Below are 20,188 nucleotides of genomic sequence, written 5' to 3' on the forward strand. Positions count from 1 at the left end.
TCGTCGCGGGCCCATTTCATATAGCATTTAGGGAGCTTGCGTCGTTGGCTTGACGATAACGTCGCCGCGTCGCGCCGGAATTCTGCCCATGGACAACATCATTCTCGAGATGCGCGGCATCACCAAGACGTTTCCCGGCGTAAAGGCCTTGGACAATGTCAGCTTCAAGGTGCGCGAAGGTGAGATCCACGCGCTGGTCGGCGAAAATGGTGCCGGCAAGTCGACCCTCATGAAAGTACTTTCCGGCGTCTATCCCGCCGGCACCTATGACGGCGAGATTCATTTCGACGGAGAAGCGCGCCGCTTCTCGACGATCTCGGACAGCGAAGAACTCGGCATCATCATCATTCACCAGGAACTGGCACTGGTCCCGCTCCTGTCAATTGCCGAGAACATCTTCCTTGGCAACGAGATTGCCACCAATGGCGTGATCAATTGGCAGGCGACCTTCTCGCGCACCCAGGAATTGCTGGCCAAGGTGGGCCTCAAGGATTCACCCTCGACGCTCATCACCGACATCGGCGTCGGCAAGCAGCAGCTCGTCGAAATCGCCAAGGCGCTTTCCAAGAAGGTCCGTCTGCTCATCCTCGATGAACCGACCGCCTCGCTCAACGAGACCGATTCAGACGCCCTGCTCAAGCTGCTGATCGAATTCCGCAGGCAGGGAATGACCTCGATCATCATTTCCCACAAGCTCAATGAAATCCGCACGGTGGCCGATCAGATCACCATCCTGCGTGATGGCGGTACGGTCGAAACGCTCGACTGTCACACCCAGGAAATCACCGAGGACCGTATCATCAGCGGCATGGTCGGCCGCGCCATGGAAGACCGCTACCCGCCGCGTGAGCCGAAGATCGGCGAGACGCTGCTCGAGGTGAAGAACTGGAACGTGTTCCACCAGAACCATCGCGATCGGCAGTTCCTGCACGAGGTGAATTTCACCGTGCGCGCCGGCGAGGTGGTCGGCATTGCCGGGCTCATGGGTGCTGGGCGGACCGAAACGGCGATGAGCCTGTTCGGCAAGTCCTGGGGCCACAGGATCACCGGCCAGGTCCTCATGCACGGTAAGCCGGTCGATGTCAGCACGATCCCGAAGGCGATTGGTGCCGGTCTTGCCTACGTGACCGAGGACCGCAAGCATCTTGGCCTCGTGCTCAACAATAACATCATGCACAATACCACGCTCGCCAATCTCGAAGGCGTGTCGCAGAACGGCTTTATCGACGAGCGCAGGGAAGCCAGGGTCGCTTCGGACTACCGGTCCAAGCTGCGCATCCGGTCCCACTCGATCTACCAGGAAACCGTCAATCTCTCCGGTGGCAACCAGCAGAAGGTCGTGCTGTCGAAATGGCTGTTCACCGATCCGAAGGTCCTCATTCTCGACGAGCCGACGCGCGGCATCGACGTCGGGGCGAAATTTGAAATCTACACCATCATCAACCAGCTTGCCGCTGAAGGTAAGGGCATTCTGATGATCTCGTCGGAAATGCCTGAACTGCTGGGAACCTGTGACCGGATCTACGTGATGAACGAAGGCCGGATCGTCGCCGAGTTCCCGAAGGGAGAGGCGAGCCAGGAATCCATCATGCGTGCCATCATGCGCTCGGGGGAGAAACACTAATGGCAATCGATACCCGCACAGAAACCCCGAAAGTCTCCGTCGGCGACTATTTGCGCAAGAACATCCGCGAATACGGGCTCTTGCTCGCGCTGGTCGTCATCATGCTGCTGTTCCAGTTCCTGACCGGCGGCGTCCTGTTCAAGCCGGTGAACATCACCAATCTGGTGCTGCAGAACTCGTTCATCATCATCATGGCGCTCGGCATGCTGCTGATCATCGTTGCCGGGCATATCGACCTGTCCGTCGGCTCGATCGTCGCCTTCATCGGCGGCATATCGGCGATCATGCTGGTCAAATGGGGCTGGCACTTCTCTCTCGTCGTGCCGCTTTGTCTGTTGATCGGCGCCGCCATGGGTGCCGCTCAGGGCTATTGGGTCGCCTACCAGAAGATCCCCTCCTTCATCGTCACGCTCGCCGGCATGCTGGTCTTTCGCGGGCTGACCTATGTGGTGCTGGGCGGCCGGCCGATCGGCCCGTTCCCGAAGGAATTCCAGCTTCTGTCGACCGGTTTTATCCCGGACTTCCTGTCGTTCACCGATCCGGCGACAAGCACGGTCAAGAATTATGTCGCACTGATAACCGTTCTCGCGCTGGTTGGCTGGGCGATCTATTCGGGCCTAAGGAATCGCCGGCTCAACGAGCAGCATGGAACACCCAACGAACCCTTCGTTTTCTTCGCCGGCCAGATGACCGTCATCAGCGTGGTCGCGGTATTCCTCGGCTTCCAGCTGTCGACCTATCGCGGCCTGCCGAACGTGCTGGTCGTAATGGGCGTCCTCATCGCCTTCTACACCTTCGTTACCACCCGTTCGACGATCGGCCGACGCATCTATGCCATGGGCGGCAACGAGAAGGCGGCCAAGCTCTCCGGCATCAATACCGAGCGGCTGACCTTCTACACCTTCGTCAACATGGGCGTGCTTGCCGCCCTTGCCGGCATGATCATCGCCGCCCGCCTCAATTCGGCGACGCCGAAGGCCGGCGTCGGCTTCGAACTCGACGTCATCGCCGCCTGCTTCATCGGCGGCGCCTCGGCCTCGGGCGGTGTCGGCCGTATCATCGGGGCGGTCATCGGCGCCTTCATCATGGGCGTGATGAACAACGGAATGTCGATCATGGGTATCGGCATCGACTACCAGCAGCTGATCAAGGGGCTGGTGCTTCTGGCGGCCGTATTCTTCGACGTCTACAACAAGAACAAAGCAGTCTGAGGTAAGATTATGCATCTCTCGCAGTTGAAGGACGGTGGCGTGATTTGCCGCCAAGGGCAGCAGGCACGCCTGGTTCCCGGCTTTTCTTCCACCTATGAACTCGCGAAGAACGCGGTGGAGGCCGGCATGTCGCTTGCCGCCTGCATTGCCGGTCGCGGTGAGGGTGAAGTGGTCGACCTGGCGCAGCTGGCCGCCACCGGCAAGCTCGACTGTCCGGTCCGCCATCCCGATGCGGCCCACATGTTCCTGACCGGCACGGGGCTCACCCACACCGGTTCGGCATCGACCCGCGACAGCATGCATGCCGATACCGTCGGCATGAGCGATTCGATGAAGATGTTTCGCATGGGCCTCGAGGGCGGCAAGCCCAAGGCCGGCGAAACCGGCGTCCAGCCCGAGTGGTTCTACAAGGGCACGGGCGTCAATGCGGTCGCCACCGGCGAGCCCCTCGTGTCGCCCTCGTTTGCGCTCGACGGCGGCGAAGAGCCGGAAATCGCCGGCTTCTACCTGATTGGCAAGGACGGCACGCCGTTCCGCCTCGGCTTCTCGATTGCCAACGAATTCTCCGACCACGTCACCGAGAAGATCAATTATCTCTACCTCGCCCATTCCAAGCTGCGCCCGGCGTCGTTCGGCCCGGAACTTCTCGTCGGGCCGTTGCCGGCGCATATCGAGGGCACCTCGCGCATTCTGCGCGACAACAAGGTGATCTGGGAAAAGCCGTTCCTCTCGGGTGAGGACAACATGTCCCACACGATTGCCAATCTCGAATACCACCACTTCAAGTACGACCTCTTCCGTCAGCCGGGCGACCTGCATGTGCACATGTTCGGCACGGCGACACTGTCGTTCGCCGACGGCATCAAGGCCGAGGACGGCGATGTGTTCGAGGTCCAGGCGGGTGCGTTCGGCCTGCCGCTCAAGAATCCGCTGGCGCGTGCCGCCGCCGGAAATCCTGACGTAACCATGCTCTGAACACGGGTGCCGCGCGCGGCGCCACGCCACCAGCAAAGAGACAGAGAACAGCCATGAGCGCTTTCAAACCGGCAATTTGGCCCCGCAAGCTGCGATCCCAGGAATGGTTCGGCGGCAATACACGCGACAACATCTACCATCGCGGATGGCTGAAGAACCAGGGTCACCCGCACGACCTGTTCGACGGTCGTCCCGTGATCGGCATCATGAACACCTGGTCGGATCTGACCCCGTGCAACGGACACCTGCGCGAACTCGCCGAAAAGGTGAAGGCGGGTGTGTGGGAGGCCGGCGGCTTCCCGGTCGAGGTGCCGGTCTTTTCGGCATCGGAAAACACCTATCGCCCGACAGCGATGATGTATCGCAACCTCGCCGCGCTTGCGGTCGAGGAAGCGATCCGCGGCCAACCGATCGACGGCGTCGTGCTGCTGGTGGGCTGTGACAAGACCACGCCGTCGCTGCTGATGGGGGCGGCTTCCGTCGACCTGCCGGCGATCATGGTGTCCGGCGGGCCGATGCTGAACGGCTATTTCCGCGGCGAACGGGTCGGTTCGGGCACCCATCTGTGGAAGTTCTCGGAAGCCGTGAAGGCCGGCGAGATGACGCAGGAGGAATTCCTCGAGGCCGAGGCCTCGATGTCGCGCTCGACCGGCACCTGCAACACCATGGGCACGGCCTCGACCATGGCCTCCATGGTCGAATCGCTCGGCATGACGCTGTCGGGCAATGCCGCGATCCCGGCCGTCGACAGCCGCCGCCGGGTGATGGCGCAGCTGACCGGCCGCCGCATCGTGCAGATGGTCAAGGACGACCTGAAGCCTTCCGACATCCTGACCAAGGCAGCGTTCGAAAATGCCATCCGCACCAATGGCGCGATCGGCGGCTCGACCAATGCCGTCGTGCACCTGCTGGCCATTGCCGGCCGCGTCGGCATCGATCTGTCGCTGTCGGACTGGGACCGCTGTGGCCGCGACGTGCCGACGATCGTCAACCTCATGCCGTCGGGCGAGTACCTGATGGAAGAGTTCTTCTACGCCGGCGGCCTGCCGGTGGTGCTGAAGATGCTCGGCGAAGCCGGCAAGCTGACCAAGGATGCGCTCACCGTCTCCGGCGGAACGATCTGGGACGAGGTCAAGGACGTCCGCAACTGGAACGACGACGTCATCCGTCCGGTCGAGCGCGCGCTCACCCAGCAGGGCGGCATTGCCGTGCTCAAGGGCAATCTGGCGCCGAAGGGCTGCGTGCTGAAGCCGTCGGCCGCCTCGCCGCATCTGATGCAGCACCGCGGCCGCGCCGTGGTGTTCGAGGACATCGATGACTACAAGGCGAAGATCAACGACGAGGCCCTCGACATTGACGAGAACTGCGTCATGGTCATGAAATATTGCGGGCCCAAGGGTTATCCGGGCATGGCCGAGGTCGGCAATATGGGCCTGCCGCCCAAGGTGCTGCGCAAGGGCATTACCGACATGGTGCGCATTTCTGATGCGCGCATGTCCGGCACGGCCTATGGCACGGTTCTGCTGCACACATCGCCCGAAGCTGCCGTGGGCGGTCCGCTCGCGGTGGTCAAGAACGGCGACATGATCGAGATCGACGTTGCCAATCGCCGCATCCATCTCGACATTCCCGATGAGGAACTGCAACGCCGTCTCGCCGCCTGGCGCCCGGCCGCCGAACCGCCGGCCAGCGGTTATGCCCGCATGTTCCACGAGCATGTCGAGGGTGCCGATACCGGCGCCGATTTCGACTTCCTCAAGGGGTGTCGCGGCTCGGCTGTCGGCAAGGATTCACACTAGGGAAACGGCCATGCAAGACCGCATTTCGATCGCCCTCGTCGGCATCGGCAAGATTGCCCGCGACCAGCATATCCCGTCGATCGCCGCGGGGAGCGATTTCGATCTGAAGGCGGCGGTGAGCCGTCACGGCAAGGTCGAAGGTATCGAGAACCACACGGATTTCGATGCTTTCCTCGCCACGCGCTCGGGCATCCGCGCGGTTTCGCTCTGCACACCGCCCGAGGTGCGCTTCGACATGGCCCGCAAGGCGATTGCCGCCGGCCATGACGTGCTGATGGAGAAGCCACCGGCAACCACGCTCGGCGAGGCGGAAGCGCTGGCGGATCTCGCCCGAAAGGCCGGCGTCACCCTCTTTTCCACCTGGCATTCGCGCTTTGCCCTCGGCGTCGCGCCGGCCAAGGCCTGGCTTGCCGACAAGGCAATCCGCTCCATATCCATCGTCTGGAAGGAAGACGTCCGTCGCTGGCATCCCGGCCAGGCCTGGATCTGGGAGCCGGGCGGCTTCGGCGTCTTCGATCCCGGCATCAATGCGCTGTCGATCCTGACCGAGATCGTACCCGGCCGGGTTCTTGTTGAAAAGGCCAGCCTGTCCTTCCCGGCCAATCGCAAACAGCCGATCGCCGCCGACATCGCCATGCGCACGCTCGGCGGTGCGCCGATTGCCGCTGCGTTCGACTGGCGTCAGGAAGGCCCGCAGACTTGGGATATCACGGTCGAGACCGGCCAGGGGACATTGCGCCTCTCCAAGGGTGGTGCCGAACTGTTTATCGATGGGATTGAAAACTCGGCTGGACCCGACCGGGAATATGCCGGTATCTACGAGCGCTTCGCCGCGCTCATCCGGGCGCGCGAGAGCGACGTTGATTTCCAGCCGCTGCGATTGGTGGCGGACGCCTTCCTGTGCGGAGAGCGCCTCGAGGTCGAGGCCTTCGAAGACTGATCGATTAAAGGGATAATTGCCATGGCTTATGAATTTACCGGGAAGCACCTGATCGCCGGCCGCTGGGTGGCGGGCAGCGAGACCTTCACCTCCTCGCCTGCAGAAGGTCCGGTGCGGAATTTCTCCTTCGGTTCGGCCGCCCTGGTGGACGAGGCCGTGCGCGCCGCGGAAGAGGCCTTCGAGAGCTATGGCTATTCCAGCCGGGCCGAGCGCGCCGCCTTTCTCGAGGCCATCGCCGAGGAGATCGACGCGCGCGGTGACGACATTACCGAAATCGGCTCCGGCGAGACCGGCCTTCCCAAGGCGCGCCTCGTCGGCGAGCGTGGCCGCACCGTTGGCCAGCTGCGGCTGTTCGCAGCGCATATCCTCAAGGGCGATTATCTCGACCGCCGCCATGATGCAGCGCTGCCGGATCGCCAGCCCCTGCCTCGCCCGGACCTCAAGATGATGCAGCGGCCGATCGGCCCGGTCGGCGTGTTCGGCGCCTCCAACTTCCCGCTCGCCTTCTCCACGGCCGGCGGCGACACGGCATCGGCGCTGGCCGCCGGTTGCCCCGTCGTGGTCAAGGGTCACGAGGCCCATCCCGGTACGGCGGAGATCGTCGCTGCCGCCATTGATGCCGCCATCAAGCGTTGCGGCGTCCATCCCGGTGTGTTCTCGCTCGTCCAGGGCGGAAACCGCGAGGTCGGCACCGCGCTGGTCCAGCATCCGCTGATCAAGGCGATCGGCTTTACCGGTTCGCTCGGCGGCGGCCGTGCCCTGTTCGACCTCTGCGCCCAGCGTCCAGAGCCCATTCCCTTCTTCGGCGAACTCGGTTCGGTCAATCCGATGTTCCTGCTGCCGCAGGCCATGGCTGCACGCGGCGAAGCGATCGCCAAGGGCTGGGTCGGTTCGCTCACCATGGGTGCCGGCCAGTTCTGCACCAATCCGGGCATTGTCGTCGTGATCGAAGGCGAAACGGCCGATGCCTTCACCAAAGCCGCCGAACAGGCGCTCTCGGCGGTCGCCCCGCAGACCATGCTGACCGAGGGTATTGCCGATGCCTATCGCAAGGGCGCGACGAAGATTGCTTCCGTCGAAGGCGTGCGGTCCGTGCTCACCTCGACCTGCGACCTGCGCAATGCGACGCCCTATCTCTTCGCTACGACAGGCAAGGAATGGCTCGCCAATCATGCGCTCGGCGAGGAAGTGTTCGGCCCGCTCGGGATGATCGTCACAGTGACCGACACCGACGAGATGCTGGCCGTCGCCCGCAGCCTCGAAGGCCAGTTGACGGCCTCGCTCCATCTCGAAGCCGGTGACGAGGCGCTCGGCGCCAAGCTCCTGCCGATCCTCGAGCGCAAGGCCGGCCGCCTGCTCGCCAACGGTTTCCCGACCGGTGTCGAAGTCGCCGATGCCATGGTGCATGGCGGTCCTTATCCGGCCTCGACCAATTTCGGCGCCACCTCGGTCGGCACGATGGCGATCCGCCGTTTCTTGCGGCCGGTCTGCTACCAGGACATCCCGGTCGCCCTGCTGCCGGAAGACCTGCACTAAGGGACGTAACAAGATGAGCACGCAGGCCGCGGCGGCACTGGTCGACTGGGGAACGAGCAATCTGCGCGTCTGGCTGGTCGATGCCGCGGCGGGCGTGCTCGGGGAACGGCAATCGCCGGAAGGCATGGGGACGCTGACACCGGACCGTTTCGCCGGCGTGCTGGAGACCCATCTCGCCGCGCTCGGCGGCGCTCCCGATTTGCCGGTGGTCGTCGCTGGCATGGCGGGCGCCCGCGCCGGCTGGATCGAGGCGCCCTATGCCGAGACGCCGGCCGGCCTGACGGATCTCCATATTCAGGCCGTATCCGCACCCGGCATCGATCGCGACGTGCGTATCCTGCCCGGCGTTTGCCAGCGCGGCGCCGGCGCCGAAGACGTGATGCGTGGCGAGGAGACACAGCTTCTCGGCGCCGTCGCGTCCGGGCTCTGCGACGCGCTTTTCTGCCTGCCAGGAACCCACTCGAAATGGGTGTCCCTGCAGGAAGGCCGAATCAGCCGTTTCACCACGGCGATGACCGGCGAACTCTTCCAGCTCATTAGCCGGCAATCGATATTGCATCTATCGATTGGCGAGGGGCGGGCCTCCGCCGGCCACCCGGCTTTTGGCCAGGCGGTCGAGGAGGCGCTCGATCCTGATTTCAGCCTCACCACGCGCCTGTTCTCGATCCGCGCCCGGGGTCTGCTTGCCGGCGCCGACGAGGCCAGCGCGGCTTCGCGCCTGTCCGGCCTGCTGCTCGGCGCGGAAATTGCCGCCATGCGGCCAAGGCTTGGCGAAGGCCAATGCGTGCAGCTGATTGGCAGCGGTGCGCTGACAGAGCTTTATGCCGCCGCTCTTACGCTTGCCGGCGTCGAAACGGTATCGCTCGATGGCGGGGAACTGGTCCGCAAGGGCCTGTTTTCCGCTGCGCGCGTCCTCTTTCCCCATCGTTTCGCGGAGATCCTGCCATGACCAGCCCCGCCATCGCCTGGCCGTCCCTCAAGCGCAATCTGGTTGCCATCCTGCGGGGCATCCGGCCCGAGGAGATCGAGGGCGTGGTCGAGGTTCTGGTCGAAGCCGGATTCGAGGCGATCGAGGTACCGCTCAACTCGCCGGAGCCGTTTGCCTCGATCGAGAAGGCGCGGCGCCTCGCGCCCGCGTCCTGCCTGATCGGCGCCGGGACGGTGCTGGAGGTCCCGCAGGTCGACCGGCTGAAGAGTGTCGGCGGCAATCTGCTGGTGACGCCCAATGTCGAGCCGGCTGTCATCCGCCGCGCCGTCGAGCACGGCATGGTCACCATGCCCGGCGTCTTCACGGCGACCGAGGCACTGCTGGCCACCCGGTCGGGTGCCGCTGCCCTCAAGTTCTTCCCCGCCAGCGCGCTCGGGCCGGCCGGCATCAGCGCCATCAGCGCCATCCTGCCCAAGGGCCTGCCGATCGGCGCGGTCGGCGGCGTGTCGGACGCCGATTTCGCCGCCTATCTCAAGGTTGGCGTCAGCTGTTTCGGCCTCGGCTCCAGCCTTTACAAGCCGGGTGACAGTGCGGCAACGGTGGCGGAAAAGGCGAAGCGCACGATCGCCGCCTATGATGCCGCCGTATCGGCCTGACGGCCTCCCACAGGTGTCCATCCGCCGAAGGCCCCGGCCGGCATCAGCTGGTAGACGTCAAACTATTCAACTCCACATGCCGCGCATGCGCGCGCCGACATCAAGCCGGATCTGACGCGCGTCGCGCGTGCCTGGAGCGGTCGGCTGCGCCACCGGCCAGGCGGCCGATTCGAAGAATTGCAGCAGGGTCGCTGGAATGAAGCGCGTGCGCGCCGCATAGACATGCCGGTCCCCTTGCGCGTTCTGCCCGTGGGTGAAGAAGCGCTGCGGTACGGTCAAGTGTAGGCTGTCCTTGGCCCGCGTCATCGCCACGTAGAGCAGCCGCCGTTCTTCCTCGATCTCCGCCGTGGTACCGACTGCAAGGTCCGAGGGGATGCAGCCGTCGACGCAGTTCAGCACGAAGACGGACTTCCATTCCTGGCCCTTGGCCGAATGGATGGTCGAGAGGATCAGATAGTCCTCGTCTAGCAACGGCACGCCCGCCTGGTCGCTGGTCGCGTCCGGCGGATCGAGCGTCAGTTCGGTGAGGAAGTGCTCGCGCGAGCCGTAGCCCGAGGCGATCTGGCCGAGCTGCACGAGGTCCGCCTTGCGCGTCTCGGAATCCTCGTGGATGCGGTCGAGATGCGGCTCGTACCACAGCCTGGCGATCTCGATCTCGCCTGGCCAGCCCGCCTGGCCCTTGCCCATTTGCGTGAGCATGTCGACAAAGCGGCCCCAGTCCTCGCCGGTGCGCGGTGGCGGTGGGATTTCGGCGAGCGCTGCCAGCGGATGCGGATCGGCGGCAATCGCGTCGAGGATCTTCGAGGCGGTCTGCGGACCCACCCCCGGCAGGAGCTGCATCAGCCGGAAGCCGGCAACCTTGTCGCGCGGGTTCTGGGCAAAGCGCAGTGCCGCCAGAAGATCCTTCACATGCGCCGCGTCGAGGAATTTCAATCCGCCGAACTTGACGAAGGGAATGTTGCGCCGGGTGAGTTCGATTTCCAGCGGGCCGGAATGGCTGGACGTGCGAAACAGCACGGCTTGGTCCTTCAGCGTCAGGCCGCGCTCGCGGTTCTCCAGGATCTGCTCGACGATGTAGTTGGCCTGCTCGGCCTCGTCGCGCACGCTGACCAGCCGCGGCCGGTCCTCGGACTGGCGCTCGGTCCACAGGTTCTTGGTGAAGCGCTCGCGGGTAAGGTCGATCACCCCGTTGGCGGCGGCCAGGATCGGCTGGGTCGAGCGGTAGTTGCGGTCGAGCGTTATGATGTCGGCCGGCGGGTCGAAGCTTGCCGGAAAGTCGAGAATGTTGCGGATCGTCGCGGCGCGGAAGGAATAGATCGACTGGGCGTCGTCGCCGACCACGGTCAGCCCGCGTCCGCCCGGCTTCATCGCGGTCAGGATGGAGGATTGCAGCCGGTTGGTGTCCTGGTATTCGTCGACCAGGACATGGTCGAACCTGCCACCGATTTCGGCCGCAAGTTCCGGCTCGCTCACCGTCTGCGCCCAGTAGAGCAGCAGGTCGTCGTAATCGAGCACGTTCTGCGCCTGCTTGGCCTCGACATAGGCGGCAAACAGCGCCTTAAGCTCCTTCTCCCAGGTTCCGCACCAGGGATAGGCGCCTTTCAACACTTCGGAGAGGGGCGTTTCGGAGTTCACCGTGCGGGAATAGATGGCGAGACAGGTGCCCTTGGCGGGAAAGCGGCTTTCCATCTTCGACAGACCGAGATCGTGCCGCATCAGGTTCATCAGATCGGCGGAATCTTCCCGGTCGTGGATGGTGAAGCCGGGATCGAGGCCGATTTCATAGGCATAGTCGCGCAGGATGCGGGCGCCGATGCCGTGAAAGGTGCCGGCCCAGGTAAGGGCATCCGTCAAGACCGCAGCATCATTGCCCAGTACCTTGCGGCAGATCCGCTCGACACGGCGGCTCATCTCGCTTGCGGCGCGGCGGGAAAAGGTCATCAGCAGGATGCGGCGCGGATCGGCGCCGTTGAGGATCAGATGCGCGACCCGGTGGGCAAGCGTATTGGTCTTGCCCGAGCCGGCGCCGGCGATGATCAGAAGAGGGCCGTCGCCCTTGGTGGCCTCGGGTCCGATGCCATGCTCGACAGCGCTTCGCTGCCGGTCGTTCAGCGTCTCGAGGTGGTTTGCGTTCATCCGCCGACGACATCCTTGCTCATTCAGAAGTCTGGTTTGCCCGACATTGCCCGATTTGGCAAGAACAGAGAGTGAACCGGACAATGCTCAAGTTAACATCGGAGAAAGAAAAGCGTGCGGGATAAATCGGTTAGATATGCAACCGGTGATTTCGGCTAGGCGCCGCAATTTGGACAAAACAGCGCCCAATTTGGGGGAGAAATTGATCGCTCTTGGTTGGCGTCAAGCACGCCAAGAGGGTCCGGTCTGGCGCATTGACCCCTTACCCCCAGCCCCCCAATGCTTCCAGGCCGGACCCGCCTAGTTCTCAGGATTTCGTTTCCGCCGTCAGCATCGTCGCGCCGAATATGGCCGCGGGCTCGCCTTGGGGTCCGCTCGATTGCAGCAAGATCGCGCAGCCGTCGGCCATGTCCGAATCTATCATCTTTGCCGGCAGCACGAGATCGAGAGCGGAACCGTCCCACACGCCCACGGTCTGGACGTCTATGACGCTGTTCCAGTAGTCGATCGTCTTTCCCATGTTCTCGCCCTTCAGCACCTCGACGGTCTGTTTGCGGCGAAAATAGACGATCACTACGTCGGCCTTGCCGTTGCCGACGCCGATATTGATTTCCAGTTCGTCGCCCTTGCGACCGGCATGGATTGGCACGGTCAGACCCTTACCGCGCGCCCGCATGCCGTCGAGCTTCCCTTCGATCGTCTCCGCGTCCGTTCCCTTCAGGTGGTCCCGTCCGTTGACCACGGCCTGCGGTGTATAGACACCGTTGCGACCGAGGCTGCGGGCATAGGCGTATTGCCGCGCGGTGTTTTCCGGCGTGGCCAGCGTGTCGGCCCAGCCGAGATAGTTCCAGTAGTCAACGTGATAGGAGAGTGCCACGACGCCGCCCTTGCGAGCCAATGTTTGCAGCGCTGCGTCGGCCGGGGGGCATGAACTGCAGCCCTGGGAGGTGAAGAGCTTCGACCACGCCCTTCGGCACGGTTACCTCGTCGGCGCGCGTGGCGGAAGCGACGACGATGGTGCAGAAGAGAGCCAGACCGGAGGCGATCCTGAAGATCATGGAGCAAAACCCGTTCAACGCTTCCCCGAAAGCGCCATGAGACACATTCGTCAGGTCGCTTTCTTTGTCGTTCCAGCAATAACCCGTCATCGATGCAGGTCAAAGTCACGATGGGGTGAGGCAAGCGTCAACAGCGGACCGCCAGCCACACAAAAAAACCGCCGGGTTTGTCGCCCGGCGGCCCTTGTTTGTTTGCGTCTCGGCTTAAGCGGCCAGATCGCGCAGGACGGTCTGCAGGATGCCGCCGTTGTTGACGTAGGTGACTTCGTCAAGCGTATCGATGCGGCAGATCAGCGGGATCTCCTTCACCGAACCATCGGCATAGGTGATCTTGGCGATCTTCTTCTCGCGCGGCTTGATCTCGCCGTCGAGGCCTTCGATCGTCACGGTCTCGTCGCCCTTGAGGTTGAGCGAGGCCCAGGTGGTGCCTTCCTCGAAGCAGAACGGGACGACGCCCATGCCGACCAAGTTCGAGCGGTGGATGCGCTCGAAGGATTGGGCGACCACGGCGCGAACGCCGAGCAGATTGGTGCCCTTGGCGGCCCAGTCACGCGACGAACCGTTTCCGTATTCCACGCCGGCGAAGATGACGAGCGGGACGCCCTCCGCCTTGTACTGCATGGCGGCGTCGTAGATCGACATCTCTTCCTTGGACGGATAGTGGATGGTGTAGCCACCTTCCTTGCCGTTCGGGCCGAGCATGTGGTTGCGGATGCGGATATTGGCGAACGTGCCGCGCATCATGACCTCATGGTTGCCACGACGCGTGCCGTACTGGTTGAAGTCGGCAACGCCGACGCCATTCTCCATGAGGTAGGCACCAGCCGGCGAGGCGGCCTTGATCGAACCGGCCGGCGAAATGTGGTCGGTGGTGATCTTGTCGCCGAACAAGCCGAGAACGCGGGCGTTGGCGATATTTTTGAGGCCGGCGCCGGTCTTGCCCATGCCGACGAAGTAGGGCGGGTTCTGCACATAGGTCGACTTGTCGTCCCAGGCATAGGTCTGGCCTGCCGGGATCTGAACGGCCTGCCAGTTGGCGTCGCCCTTGAACACGTCCGCGTACTTCGATTCGTAGAGTTCGCGGGTGACGTACTTCAGGATGAATTCCTGGATCTCGTGCGACGTCGGCCAGATGTCCTTGAGGAAGACCGGGTTGCCGTTCTGGTCTTCGCCGAGCGGCTCGGTGGTCAGGTCCTTCTGGACGGTGCCGGCGAGCGCGTAAGCCACGACGAGCGGCGGGGAAGCCAGGTAGTTGGCCTGGACGTCCGGCGAGATGCGGCCTTCGAAGTTGCGGTTGCCCGACAGAACGCCCGCCGTGATCAGGCCCTTGTCGTTGATCGTCTTCGAGATCGGCGCCGGCAGCGGACCGGAATTGCCGATGCAGGTCGTGCAGCCGAAGCCGACGAGGTTGAAGCCCAGGGCGTCCAGCGATGCCTGGAGGCCCGACTTGGCAAGATATTCGCCCACGACCTGCGACCCCGGTGCGAGCGAGGTCTTCACCCAGGGCTTGGACTTCAGGCCTTTGGCGACGGCGTTGCGGGCCAGAAGGCCGGCAGCGATCAGGACGCTCGGGTTCGACGTGTTGGTGCAGGAGGTGATCGCGGCAATCGCCACGTCGCCATGGCCGATGTCGTAGTCGGTGCCTTCGACCGCATAGCGGTTCGTCAGCTGGCCCGGCTTCTTGTAGTCGTTCTCAAGCGCGACCGCGAAGTTGGAAGCGATCGTTTCGAGCGGAAGGCGGCCTTCGGGACGCTTCGGACCGGCCATCGACGGCACGACGTCGCCGAGGTCGAGTTCGAGCGTGTCGGTGAAGACGAGGTCGGAACCATCGTTGTCGCGCCACATGCCCTGAGCCTTGGAATAGGCTTCGACCAGGGCGATGCGGTCCTTGGTGCGGCCGGACATCGTCAGGTAGTTGATGGTTTCGCCGTCGACCGGGAAGAAGCCGCAGGTCGCGCCGTATTCCGGGCCCATGTTGCCGATGGTGGCACGGTCGGCGAGCGTCATCGAATCGAGGCCGGGGCCGAAGAATTCGACGAACTTCGACACGACGCCCTTCTTGCGCAGCATCTGCACGACGGTGAGCACGAGGTCGGTCGCGGTGACGCCCTCCTTGACCTTGCCGGTCAGCTTGAAGCCGATGACTTCCGGCAACAGCATGGAGACCGGCTGGCCGAGCATGGCGGCTTCGGCTTCGATACCGCCCACGCCCCAGCCGAGAACGCCCAGACCGTTGATCATGGTGGTGTGGCTGTCGGTGCCGACGCAGGTGTCGGGATAGGCGACCGTCTCGCCGTCCTCTTCCTTGGTCCAGACCGTCTGGCCGAGATATTCGAGGTTCACCTGGTGACAGATGCCGGTGCCAGGCGGAACGACGCGGAAGTTCTTGAACGCCTGCTGGCCCCATTTAAGGAAGCGGTAGCGCTCACCGTTGCGCTCGTATTCGAGTTCAACGTTGCGGGCAAAGGCGGTCGGCGTGCCGAATTCATCCACGATGACCGAGTGGTCGATGACGAGATCGACGGGAACCAGCGGGTTGATCTTTTCCGGATCGCCGCCGAGCGACACCATGGCGTCGCGCATGGCGGCCAGGTCGACGACGGCGGGAACGCCGGTGAAGTCCTGCATCAGCACGCGGGCCGGTCGGTAGGCAATTTCGGCTTCAGCCGTGCCCTTGTCGACGAGCCAGGCGGCAATCGCCTCGATGTCCTTCCTGGTGACCGAGCGGCCGTCTTCGTTGCGCAACAGGTTCTCGAGCAGAACCTTCATCGAATAGGGAAGCTTCGAAACGCCCGTCAGGCCGTTGGCCTCGGCCTTGGGAAGGCTGTAGTAGACATAGTCTTTGCCGTTGACGGCAAGCGTCGAGCGACAATTGAAGCTGTCGATGGATTTGGACACGGATAGAAACCCCGCTTATGCTGATAGCCTACACTTGTCGTGCGGACGCCTATGCACTTCATGCACATCAGGATGCGGGTACGACCATTTCCGCTGTCCGCCCGTGAAAATCGCTTTTGCAATCATCAAGTTCGGCACAAGGATGAACTTCACGCCGGCCGCTGGCGTGGTTGCAGGTCTTATAGATAATTTCTAAGAAAGGTGCCAGACCAACGAATGGCGAATTCGGACAATTTTTTAGAGGGGCGAAAACTATGTCGCCAGAAGGTTTGAAACCATGCGGCTGATTGCCGAAAATCTGGCTGCCCGGCGCGGTGAAGACCTTATTTTCGTTGGTGTTTCCTTCCAATTGTCGGCTGGAGAAGCCATGGTCCTGACGGGCCGGAATGGCTCCGGAAAATCGACGCTCCTGCGTGTCGTCGCTGGCCTGCTGAGACCTGAAACGGGTCGCGTCGAGACTGTGTTTCGGGATGGGCGCGAGACCCGTCCGGCGCGCGAGGCCAGCCATTATCTCGGTCATCGCAACGGCATGAAGCAGGAACTGACCGTCGTGGAGAACCTGGCCTTCTGGCGGGATTTCCTCGGCGATACCCAAGGTGGTGCAAGCCGCTCGATCGAGGCGGCGGCGGAGACGGTCGGGCTTGGCGGAATAACCCATCTGCCCTTCGGTTATCTCTCGGCCGGCCAGCAGCGCCGGTTCGCCATGGCCAAGCTCCTCGTTGCCCATCGCCCGATCTGGATCCTGGACGAACCGACGGCGGCGCTCGACGCTAAAGCCGACCAGATGTTTGCCGGCCTCGTGCACGAGCATCTTGCCCAGGGCGGCATCGCCATCGCCGCAACCCACCAGCCGCTGGGTTTGAAGGATGCGAAGACTTGGGTGATGAAAGGGTTCGAGTATCCCGAGATGGAGGAAATGGCATGATCGCCCTCTTCCTCCGCGACCTCAAACTCTCCGTGCGCGCCGGCGGTGGAGCGTTGATCGGGGTCCTGTTCTTCATGACAGTGGTCGCAGTCATCCCCTTCGGCGTTGGCCCCGACCTTAACCTGCTTTCGCGCATCGGCCCGGCCATCGTCTGGATCGGCGCGCTTCTGGCCGCCCTTCTCGGCCTCGACCGGCTGTTCCAGGCCGAGCGCGACGATGGGTCGCTGGACCTCATCCTGATGCAGGAAACGCCGCTGGTGCTGACCGTCTTCGTCAAGTGCCTGGCGCACTGGGTAGCGACCAGCCTGCCGCTGGTCATCGCCTCGCCGCTGCTCGGCCTGTTCATGAACATGAATGAGGTGGCAATCGGCGCCGTCATGCTGACACTCTTCGTCGGCTCGCCGGCGATCACGTTCATCGGTGCGGCGGGGGCTGCGGTCGCGGTCGCCCTGCCGCGCGGCGGGCTGCTGGTCTCGATCCTGGTGCTACCGCTCGCCATTCCGGTGCTGATCTTCGGGGTGAGTGCGTCCTATGCTGCGGTTGAGGATCCCGCCCCTTTCATGCCGCCTTTCCTGTTTCTAATCGCCATCACGCTGTTCTTCGCCGTGATCGGCCCGCTGGCCGCGGCGCTGGCCCTGCGCAGCGCCGCGGATTGACCGGGATCAATTGCAGTTCAACGCCTCTCAGGTTAGAAGCATTCCATGAACACTATGAATCTCGCCCTTTCAAAGTTCAGCGAACTCGCCAATCCGACCCGGTTTCTGGCGCTGTCCGGCCGCATCCTGCCGTGGCTTTCGACCATCACCGCGCTGCTCTTCGCCGTGGGGCTCTACATGAGCTTCACCACCGAGGGCGACTACCAGCAAGGCGATACCGTGCGGATCATGTATGTGCACGTGCCGGCCGCCTGGCTGGCGATGATGTGCTACTCCGTCATGGCGATCTCGGCGATCGGCACGCTGGTCTGGCGCCATCCTTTGGCCGATGTCAGCCACAAGGCGGCCGCTCCGCTCGGCGCGGCCTTCACCCTGATCTCGCTGATCACCGGCTCGCTCTGGGGCAAGCCGATGTGGGGCACCTGGTGGGTCTGGGACGCGCGGCTGACCTCGGTCTTCGTCCTCTTCCTGATGTATCTCGGCCTGATCGCTCTCAACCGCGCCATGGACGACGCCTCCAAGGCGGCTCGCCTCAGTGCCGTGCTGATCCTCGTTGGTTTCGTCAACATCCCGATCATCAAGTTCTCGGTCGAATGGTGGAACACGCTGCATCAACCGGCCAGCGTCATTCGCATGGACGGCCCGACCATCGATCCGGAATTCCTCTGGCCGCTGCTCGTGATGGCCTTTGCTTTCACCTTCCTGTTCTTCACGCTTCATCTGATGGCGATGCGTAACGAGATCTGGCGACGGCGGATCGCCACGCAGCGTCGCATGGCGGCCCGGATGGCCGGCCGGGAGGTTTCGCCGTGAGCCACGCTTTCTATATCTATCTCTCCTATGGCGTCAGCGCGCTGATCGTTCTTGCCCTGATCGCGTGGGTCTGGCTCGACGGCCGGGCGCGCCAGGCTGAGTTGAAGGCGCTCGAGGCGGCCGGTATCCGCCGACGTTCGGCGACGGCCGCATCCGGGGCTTCCGAATGAGCGAGATCGAAACCAAGGATGGCGCCCGTCGGGGCATCGGTCGCTACATGCTTGCGATCATACCGCTGGCAGTTTTCGCGGTGTTTGCCGTGACGGCGGGCAAGATGCTCTACGACCAGGAGGTCAACGGCAAGGACGTGTCGGCCATCCCCTCGGCGCTGATCGGTACCAAGGCGCCGGCTCTTGCCATGCCGGGGCTCGACGGCTCGAACACTCCGCCGCTCACCTCGGAGGCGATTGCCGGCAAGCTGACCCTGGTCAATGTCTTTGCCTCCTGGTGCGTGCCGTGCCGGCAGGAGCATCCGATCCTGAAGGAGCTGGCGAAGGATCCGCGGCTCGATGTCGTCGGCATCAACTACAAGGACAAAAACGACAACGCACTGCGTTTCCTCGGTGAACTGGGCAATCCCTACACCGCGATCGGCGTCGACCCGAATGGCCAGGCGGCGATCGACTGGGGTGTCTACGGCATACCGGAAAGCTATCTCGTCGCCGCCGACGGCACGATCCTCTACAAGAAAGTCGGCCCCTTCGATCCGCAATCGCTCGAGAACGGTCTTTATCCGGCGATCGAAAAGGCGCTCGCAGGCTCCTGAGGCGTAATCCTCAGAGCGCTGACTGCCATGCCTTGATCGCATCGACCGGCCAGACGAGCATCAGCACGTTGAGCGTAAGGTTGTCGCGGATGACGATGGCGGTTGCGACCTCGAAGCCGATGGCGAGCATTATCGTCAGCCAGACCGGCGCGCGGGCGGCGAAGAGGAAGCCGAGAACCATGGCCACCGTATCCATCGCCGAATTGAGGATGCTGTCGCCCTGATAGCCGATCGCCATGGTGGCGGTGCGGTAGCGGTCGATGATGATCGGCGAGTTCTCCAGCAGTTCCCAGGCCACTTCGACGACGACGGCGAGCGTGAGCTTGGCGCCGAACGAGGCGCGGCGCAGCACGAGGGTCGCCAGCCAATAGAACAGGAAGCCGTGGATGATGTGCGACGGCGTGTACCAGTCGGAAATGTGCTGCGAATTGCCGGCGGTGTTGACGCCGGGTTCGAACAGCCGGACATAGCCGCATTCGCAGATCGGAATGCGGCCCATCAGAGCGAGCGTGATGATCTGCACGATGAGGAAGGTGGCCGCAGCAGCGAGCCAGACGCGCGTGGCGCGGTCGTCGTCGGCAAGCGTCACGGGACCGTCGCTCATTCGGCCTCACCCCCGTTTGCCGTTTCCTTCTGCGCCTCAAGCGAGTGGCGCATGATCAGCGGCATCTGGGAGAGGGTGAACAGGATGGTGATCGGCATGGTGCCCCAGACCTTGAAATTGACCCAGACGGCATCGGAGAAGTTGCGCCAGATCACTTCATTGAGCACGGCAAGGAACAGGAAGAACAGACCCCAGCGCAGTGTCAGCTTCTTCCAGCCTTCGGCGTCGAGCTGGAAGGCGGCATTGAACACGTAGCCGAGCAAGGATTTGCCGAAGAACAGGCCACCGAGCAGGACCAAGCCGAACAGCGTGTTGACGATCGTCGGCTTCATCTTGATGAAGGTCTCGTCCTGCAACCAGATCGACAGCGAGCCGAAAACCATGACGACGACGCCCGAGACGAAGGGCATGACCGGCAGATGCTTGAAGACGATCTTGGAAACGATGAGCGAGAGGACGGTCGCCACCATGAAGAGCGCGGTGGCGATTAAGAGCGGCCCGCCGACAGCGGTGAGCGCCGGGAAGGTTTTTGCCAGCCATTCGCCACGCAGATTGCCGAAGAAGAAGACCATGAGCGGCCCGATTTCCAGTACCATCTTCAGCACGGGGTGATGGCGTTCCTCGCGCGTCGGCTTGATGTCGCTTTCGAAATTGCTCATTGTC

At 63.3% G+C, this 20,188-nt stretch carries 17 protein-coding genes and 1 pseudogene; 13 read left to right on the forward strand and 5 right to left on the reverse strand.

Annotated features, from left to right (window positions below; translation table 11 throughout):
* The first annotated feature begins 88 nt into the window (after positions 1–88).
* Genes mmsA through ACWPVA_RS17440 form a run of 8 tightly spaced genes read left to right on the forward strand, consistent with a single transcriptional unit; the run spans position 89 to position 9,669 of the window.
* Positions 89–1,624, forward strand: coding sequence for a multiple monosaccharide ABC transporter ATP-binding protein (mmsA, locus tag ACWPVA_RS17405; protein WP_454288868.1), 1,536 nt, complete (start codon positions 89–91; stop codon positions 1,622–1,624).
* The gene (gene mmsB / locus ACWPVA_RS17410) at positions 1,624–2,835 is read left to right on the forward strand and encodes a multiple monosaccharide ABC transporter permease (RefSeq protein ID WP_454288869.1); all 1,212 of its coding nucleotides are present in this window, start codon (positions 1,624–1,626) and stop codon (positions 2,833–2,835) included. The genes mmsA and mmsB overlap by 1 nt, the downstream gene beginning before the upstream one ends.
* 9 nt (positions 2,836–2,844) lie before the next feature.
* Positions 2,845–3,810, forward strand: a complete 966-nt coding sequence (gene araD1 / locus ACWPVA_RS17415) for an AraD1 family protein (protein WP_454288870.1) — start codon at positions 2,845–2,847, stop codon at positions 3,808–3,810.
* Positions 3,811–3,863: 53 nt separating this feature from the next.
* On the forward strand, positions 3,864–5,609 hold the full coding sequence (araD, locus tag ACWPVA_RS17420; RefSeq protein WP_454288871.1) for an L-arabinonate dehydratase: 1,746 nt from the start codon (positions 3,864–3,866) through the stop codon (positions 5,607–5,609).
* A gap of 10 nt (positions 5,610–5,619) precedes the next feature.
* On the forward strand, positions 5,620–6,549 hold the full coding sequence (locus tag ACWPVA_RS17425) for a Gfo/Idh/MocA family protein (protein WP_454288872.1): 930 nt from the start codon (positions 5,620–5,622) through the stop codon (positions 6,547–6,549).
* A gap of 21 nt (positions 6,550–6,570) precedes the next feature.
* Positions 6,571–8,085 (forward strand): aldehyde dehydrogenase (NADP(+)), encoded by a 1,515-nt coding sequence (locus tag ACWPVA_RS17430; RefSeq protein ID WP_454288873.1) that lies wholly within the window; start codon positions 6,571–6,573, stop codon positions 8,083–8,085.
* A 13-nt stretch (positions 8,086–8,098) separates the two neighbouring features.
* A complete protein-coding gene (locus ACWPVA_RS17435) occupies positions 8,099–9,034 on the forward strand; it encodes a 2-dehydro-3-deoxygalactonokinase (protein ID WP_454288874.1) in 936 nt (311 codons plus the stop codon).
* A complete protein-coding gene (locus ACWPVA_RS17440; protein WP_454288875.1) occupies positions 9,031–9,669 on the forward strand; it encodes a 2-dehydro-3-deoxy-6-phosphogalactonate aldolase in 639 nt (212 codons plus the stop codon). Before ACWPVA_RS17435 ends, ACWPVA_RS17440 begins: the two co-directional genes overlap by 4 nt.
* Before the next feature lie 66 nt (positions 9,670–9,735).
* Here the strand turns inward: ACWPVA_RS17440 and ACWPVA_RS17445 are convergent, their stop codons facing one another.
* The 3 genes and pseudogenes from ACWPVA_RS17445 to acnA all read right to left on the reverse strand — a co-directional run bounded on the left by ACWPVA_RS17445 (position 9,736) and on the right by acnA (position 15,761).
* Entirely contained in the window at positions 9,736–11,805 is a 2,070-nt protein-coding gene (locus tag ACWPVA_RS17445) for an ATP-dependent helicase (protein WP_454288876.1), read from the reverse strand.
* Positions 11,806–12,112: 307 nt separating this feature from the next.
* A pseudogene (locus tag ACWPVA_RS17450) lies at positions 12,113–12,863 on the reverse strand (DUF1223 domain-containing protein).
* Positions 12,864–13,067: 204 nt separating this feature from the next.
* Positions 13,068–15,761 (reverse strand): aconitate hydratase AcnA, encoded by a 2,694-nt coding sequence (acnA, locus tag ACWPVA_RS17455; protein ID WP_454288877.1) that lies wholly within the window; start codon positions 15,759–15,761, stop codon positions 13,068–13,070.
* Positions 15,762–16,038: 277 nt separating this feature from the next.
* On the opposite strand from acnA, the gene ccmA reads away from it, so the two are divergent.
* The 5 genes from ccmA to ACWPVA_RS17480 are packed head-to-tail and all read left to right on the forward strand — an operon-like array spanning position 16,039 to position 18,921.
* Complete coding sequence (ccmA, locus tag ACWPVA_RS17460; RefSeq protein WP_454288878.1) at positions 16,039–16,686, forward strand: heme ABC exporter ATP-binding protein CcmA; 648 nt, start codon at positions 16,039–16,041, stop codon at positions 16,684–16,686.
* Complete coding sequence (ccmB, locus tag ACWPVA_RS17465) at positions 16,683–17,342, forward strand: heme exporter protein CcmB (RefSeq protein ID WP_454288879.1); 660 nt, start codon at positions 16,683–16,685, stop codon at positions 17,340–17,342. Before ccmA ends, ccmB begins: the two co-directional genes overlap by 4 nt.
* Before the next feature lie 45 nt (positions 17,343–17,387).
* Complete coding sequence (locus ACWPVA_RS17470) at positions 17,388–18,155, forward strand: heme ABC transporter permease (RefSeq protein WP_454288880.1); 768 nt, start codon at positions 17,388–17,390, stop codon at positions 18,153–18,155.
* Positions 18,152–18,325, forward strand: coding sequence for a heme exporter protein CcmD (gene ccmD / locus ACWPVA_RS17475; protein ID WP_454288881.1), 174 nt, complete (start codon positions 18,152–18,154; stop codon positions 18,323–18,325). The genes ACWPVA_RS17470 and ccmD overlap by 4 nt, the downstream gene beginning before the upstream one ends.
* Positions 18,322–18,921, forward strand: coding sequence for a DsbE family thiol:disulfide interchange protein (locus ACWPVA_RS17480; protein ID WP_454288882.1), 600 nt, complete (start codon positions 18,322–18,324; stop codon positions 18,919–18,921). The genes ccmD and ACWPVA_RS17480 overlap by 4 nt, the downstream gene beginning before the upstream one ends.
* Positions 18,922–18,931: 10 nt before the next feature.
* Here the strand turns inward: ACWPVA_RS17480 and ACWPVA_RS17485 are convergent, their stop codons facing one another.
* Positions 18,932–19,525: a DUF2585 domain-containing protein gene (locus ACWPVA_RS17485; protein WP_454288883.1), complete on the reverse strand. Its 594-nt coding sequence runs from the start codon at positions 19,523–19,525 to the stop codon at positions 18,932–18,934.
* Positions 19,522–20,184: a septation protein A gene (locus tag ACWPVA_RS17490; protein ID WP_454288884.1), complete on the reverse strand. Its 663-nt coding sequence runs from the start codon at positions 20,182–20,184 to the stop codon at positions 19,522–19,524. Before ACWPVA_RS17490 ends, ACWPVA_RS17485 begins: the two co-directional genes overlap by 4 nt.
* Positions 20,185–20,188: the final 4 nt, after the last annotated feature.

The sequence above is a fragment of the Rhizobium arsenicireducens genome (genome assembly GCF_964021225.1).

Coding starts and splice junctions, on each gene's coding strand:
- mmsA (WP_454288868.1), top strand. CDS start 89: ATGGACAACATCATTCTCGAGATGCGCGGCATCACCAAGACGTTTCCC.
- mmsB (WP_454288869.1), top strand. CDS start 1,624: ATGGCAATCGATACCCGCACAGAAACCCCGAAAGTCTCCGTCGGCGAC.
- araD1 (WP_454288870.1), top strand. CDS start 2,845: ATGCATCTCTCGCAGTTGAAGGACGGTGGCGTGATTTGCCGCCAAGGG.
- araD (WP_454288871.1), top strand. CDS start 3,864: ATGAGCGCTTTCAAACCGGCAATTTGGCCCCGCAAGCTGCGATCCCAG.
- ACWPVA_RS17425 (WP_454288872.1), top strand. CDS start 5,620: ATGCAAGACCGCATTTCGATCGCCCTCGTCGGCATCGGCAAGATTGCC.
- ACWPVA_RS17430 (WP_454288873.1), top strand. CDS start 6,571: ATGGCTTATGAATTTACCGGGAAGCACCTGATCGCCGGCCGCTGGGTG.
- ACWPVA_RS17435 (WP_454288874.1), top strand. CDS start 8,099: ATGAGCACGCAGGCCGCGGCGGCACTGGTCGACTGGGGAACGAGCAAT.
- ACWPVA_RS17440 (WP_454288875.1), top strand. CDS start 9,031: ATGACCAGCCCCGCCATCGCCTGGCCGTCCCTCAAGCGCAATCTGGTT.
- ACWPVA_RS17445 (WP_454288876.1), bottom strand. CDS start 11,805: ATGAACGCAAACCACCTCGAGACGCTGAACGACCGGCAGCGAAGCGCT.
- ccmA (WP_454288878.1), top strand. CDS start 16,039: ATGCGGCTGATTGCCGAAAATCTGGCTGCCCGGCGCGGTGAAGACCTT.
- ccmB (WP_454288879.1), top strand. CDS start 16,683: ATGATCGCCCTCTTCCTCCGCGACCTCAAACTCTCCGTGCGCGCCGGC.
- ACWPVA_RS17470 (WP_454288880.1), top strand. CDS start 17,388: ATGAACACTATGAATCTCGCCCTTTCAAAGTTCAGCGAACTCGCCAAT.
- ACWPVA_RS17480 (WP_454288882.1), top strand. CDS start 18,322: ATGAGCGAGATCGAAACCAAGGATGGCGCCCGTCGGGGCATCGGTCGC.
- ACWPVA_RS17485 (WP_454288883.1), bottom strand. CDS start 19,525: ATGAGCGACGGTCCCGTGACGCTTGCCGACGACGACCGCGCCACGCGC.
- ACWPVA_RS17490 (WP_454288884.1), bottom strand. CDS start 20,184: ATGAGCAATTTCGAAAGCGACATCAAGCCGACGCGCGAGGAACGCCAT.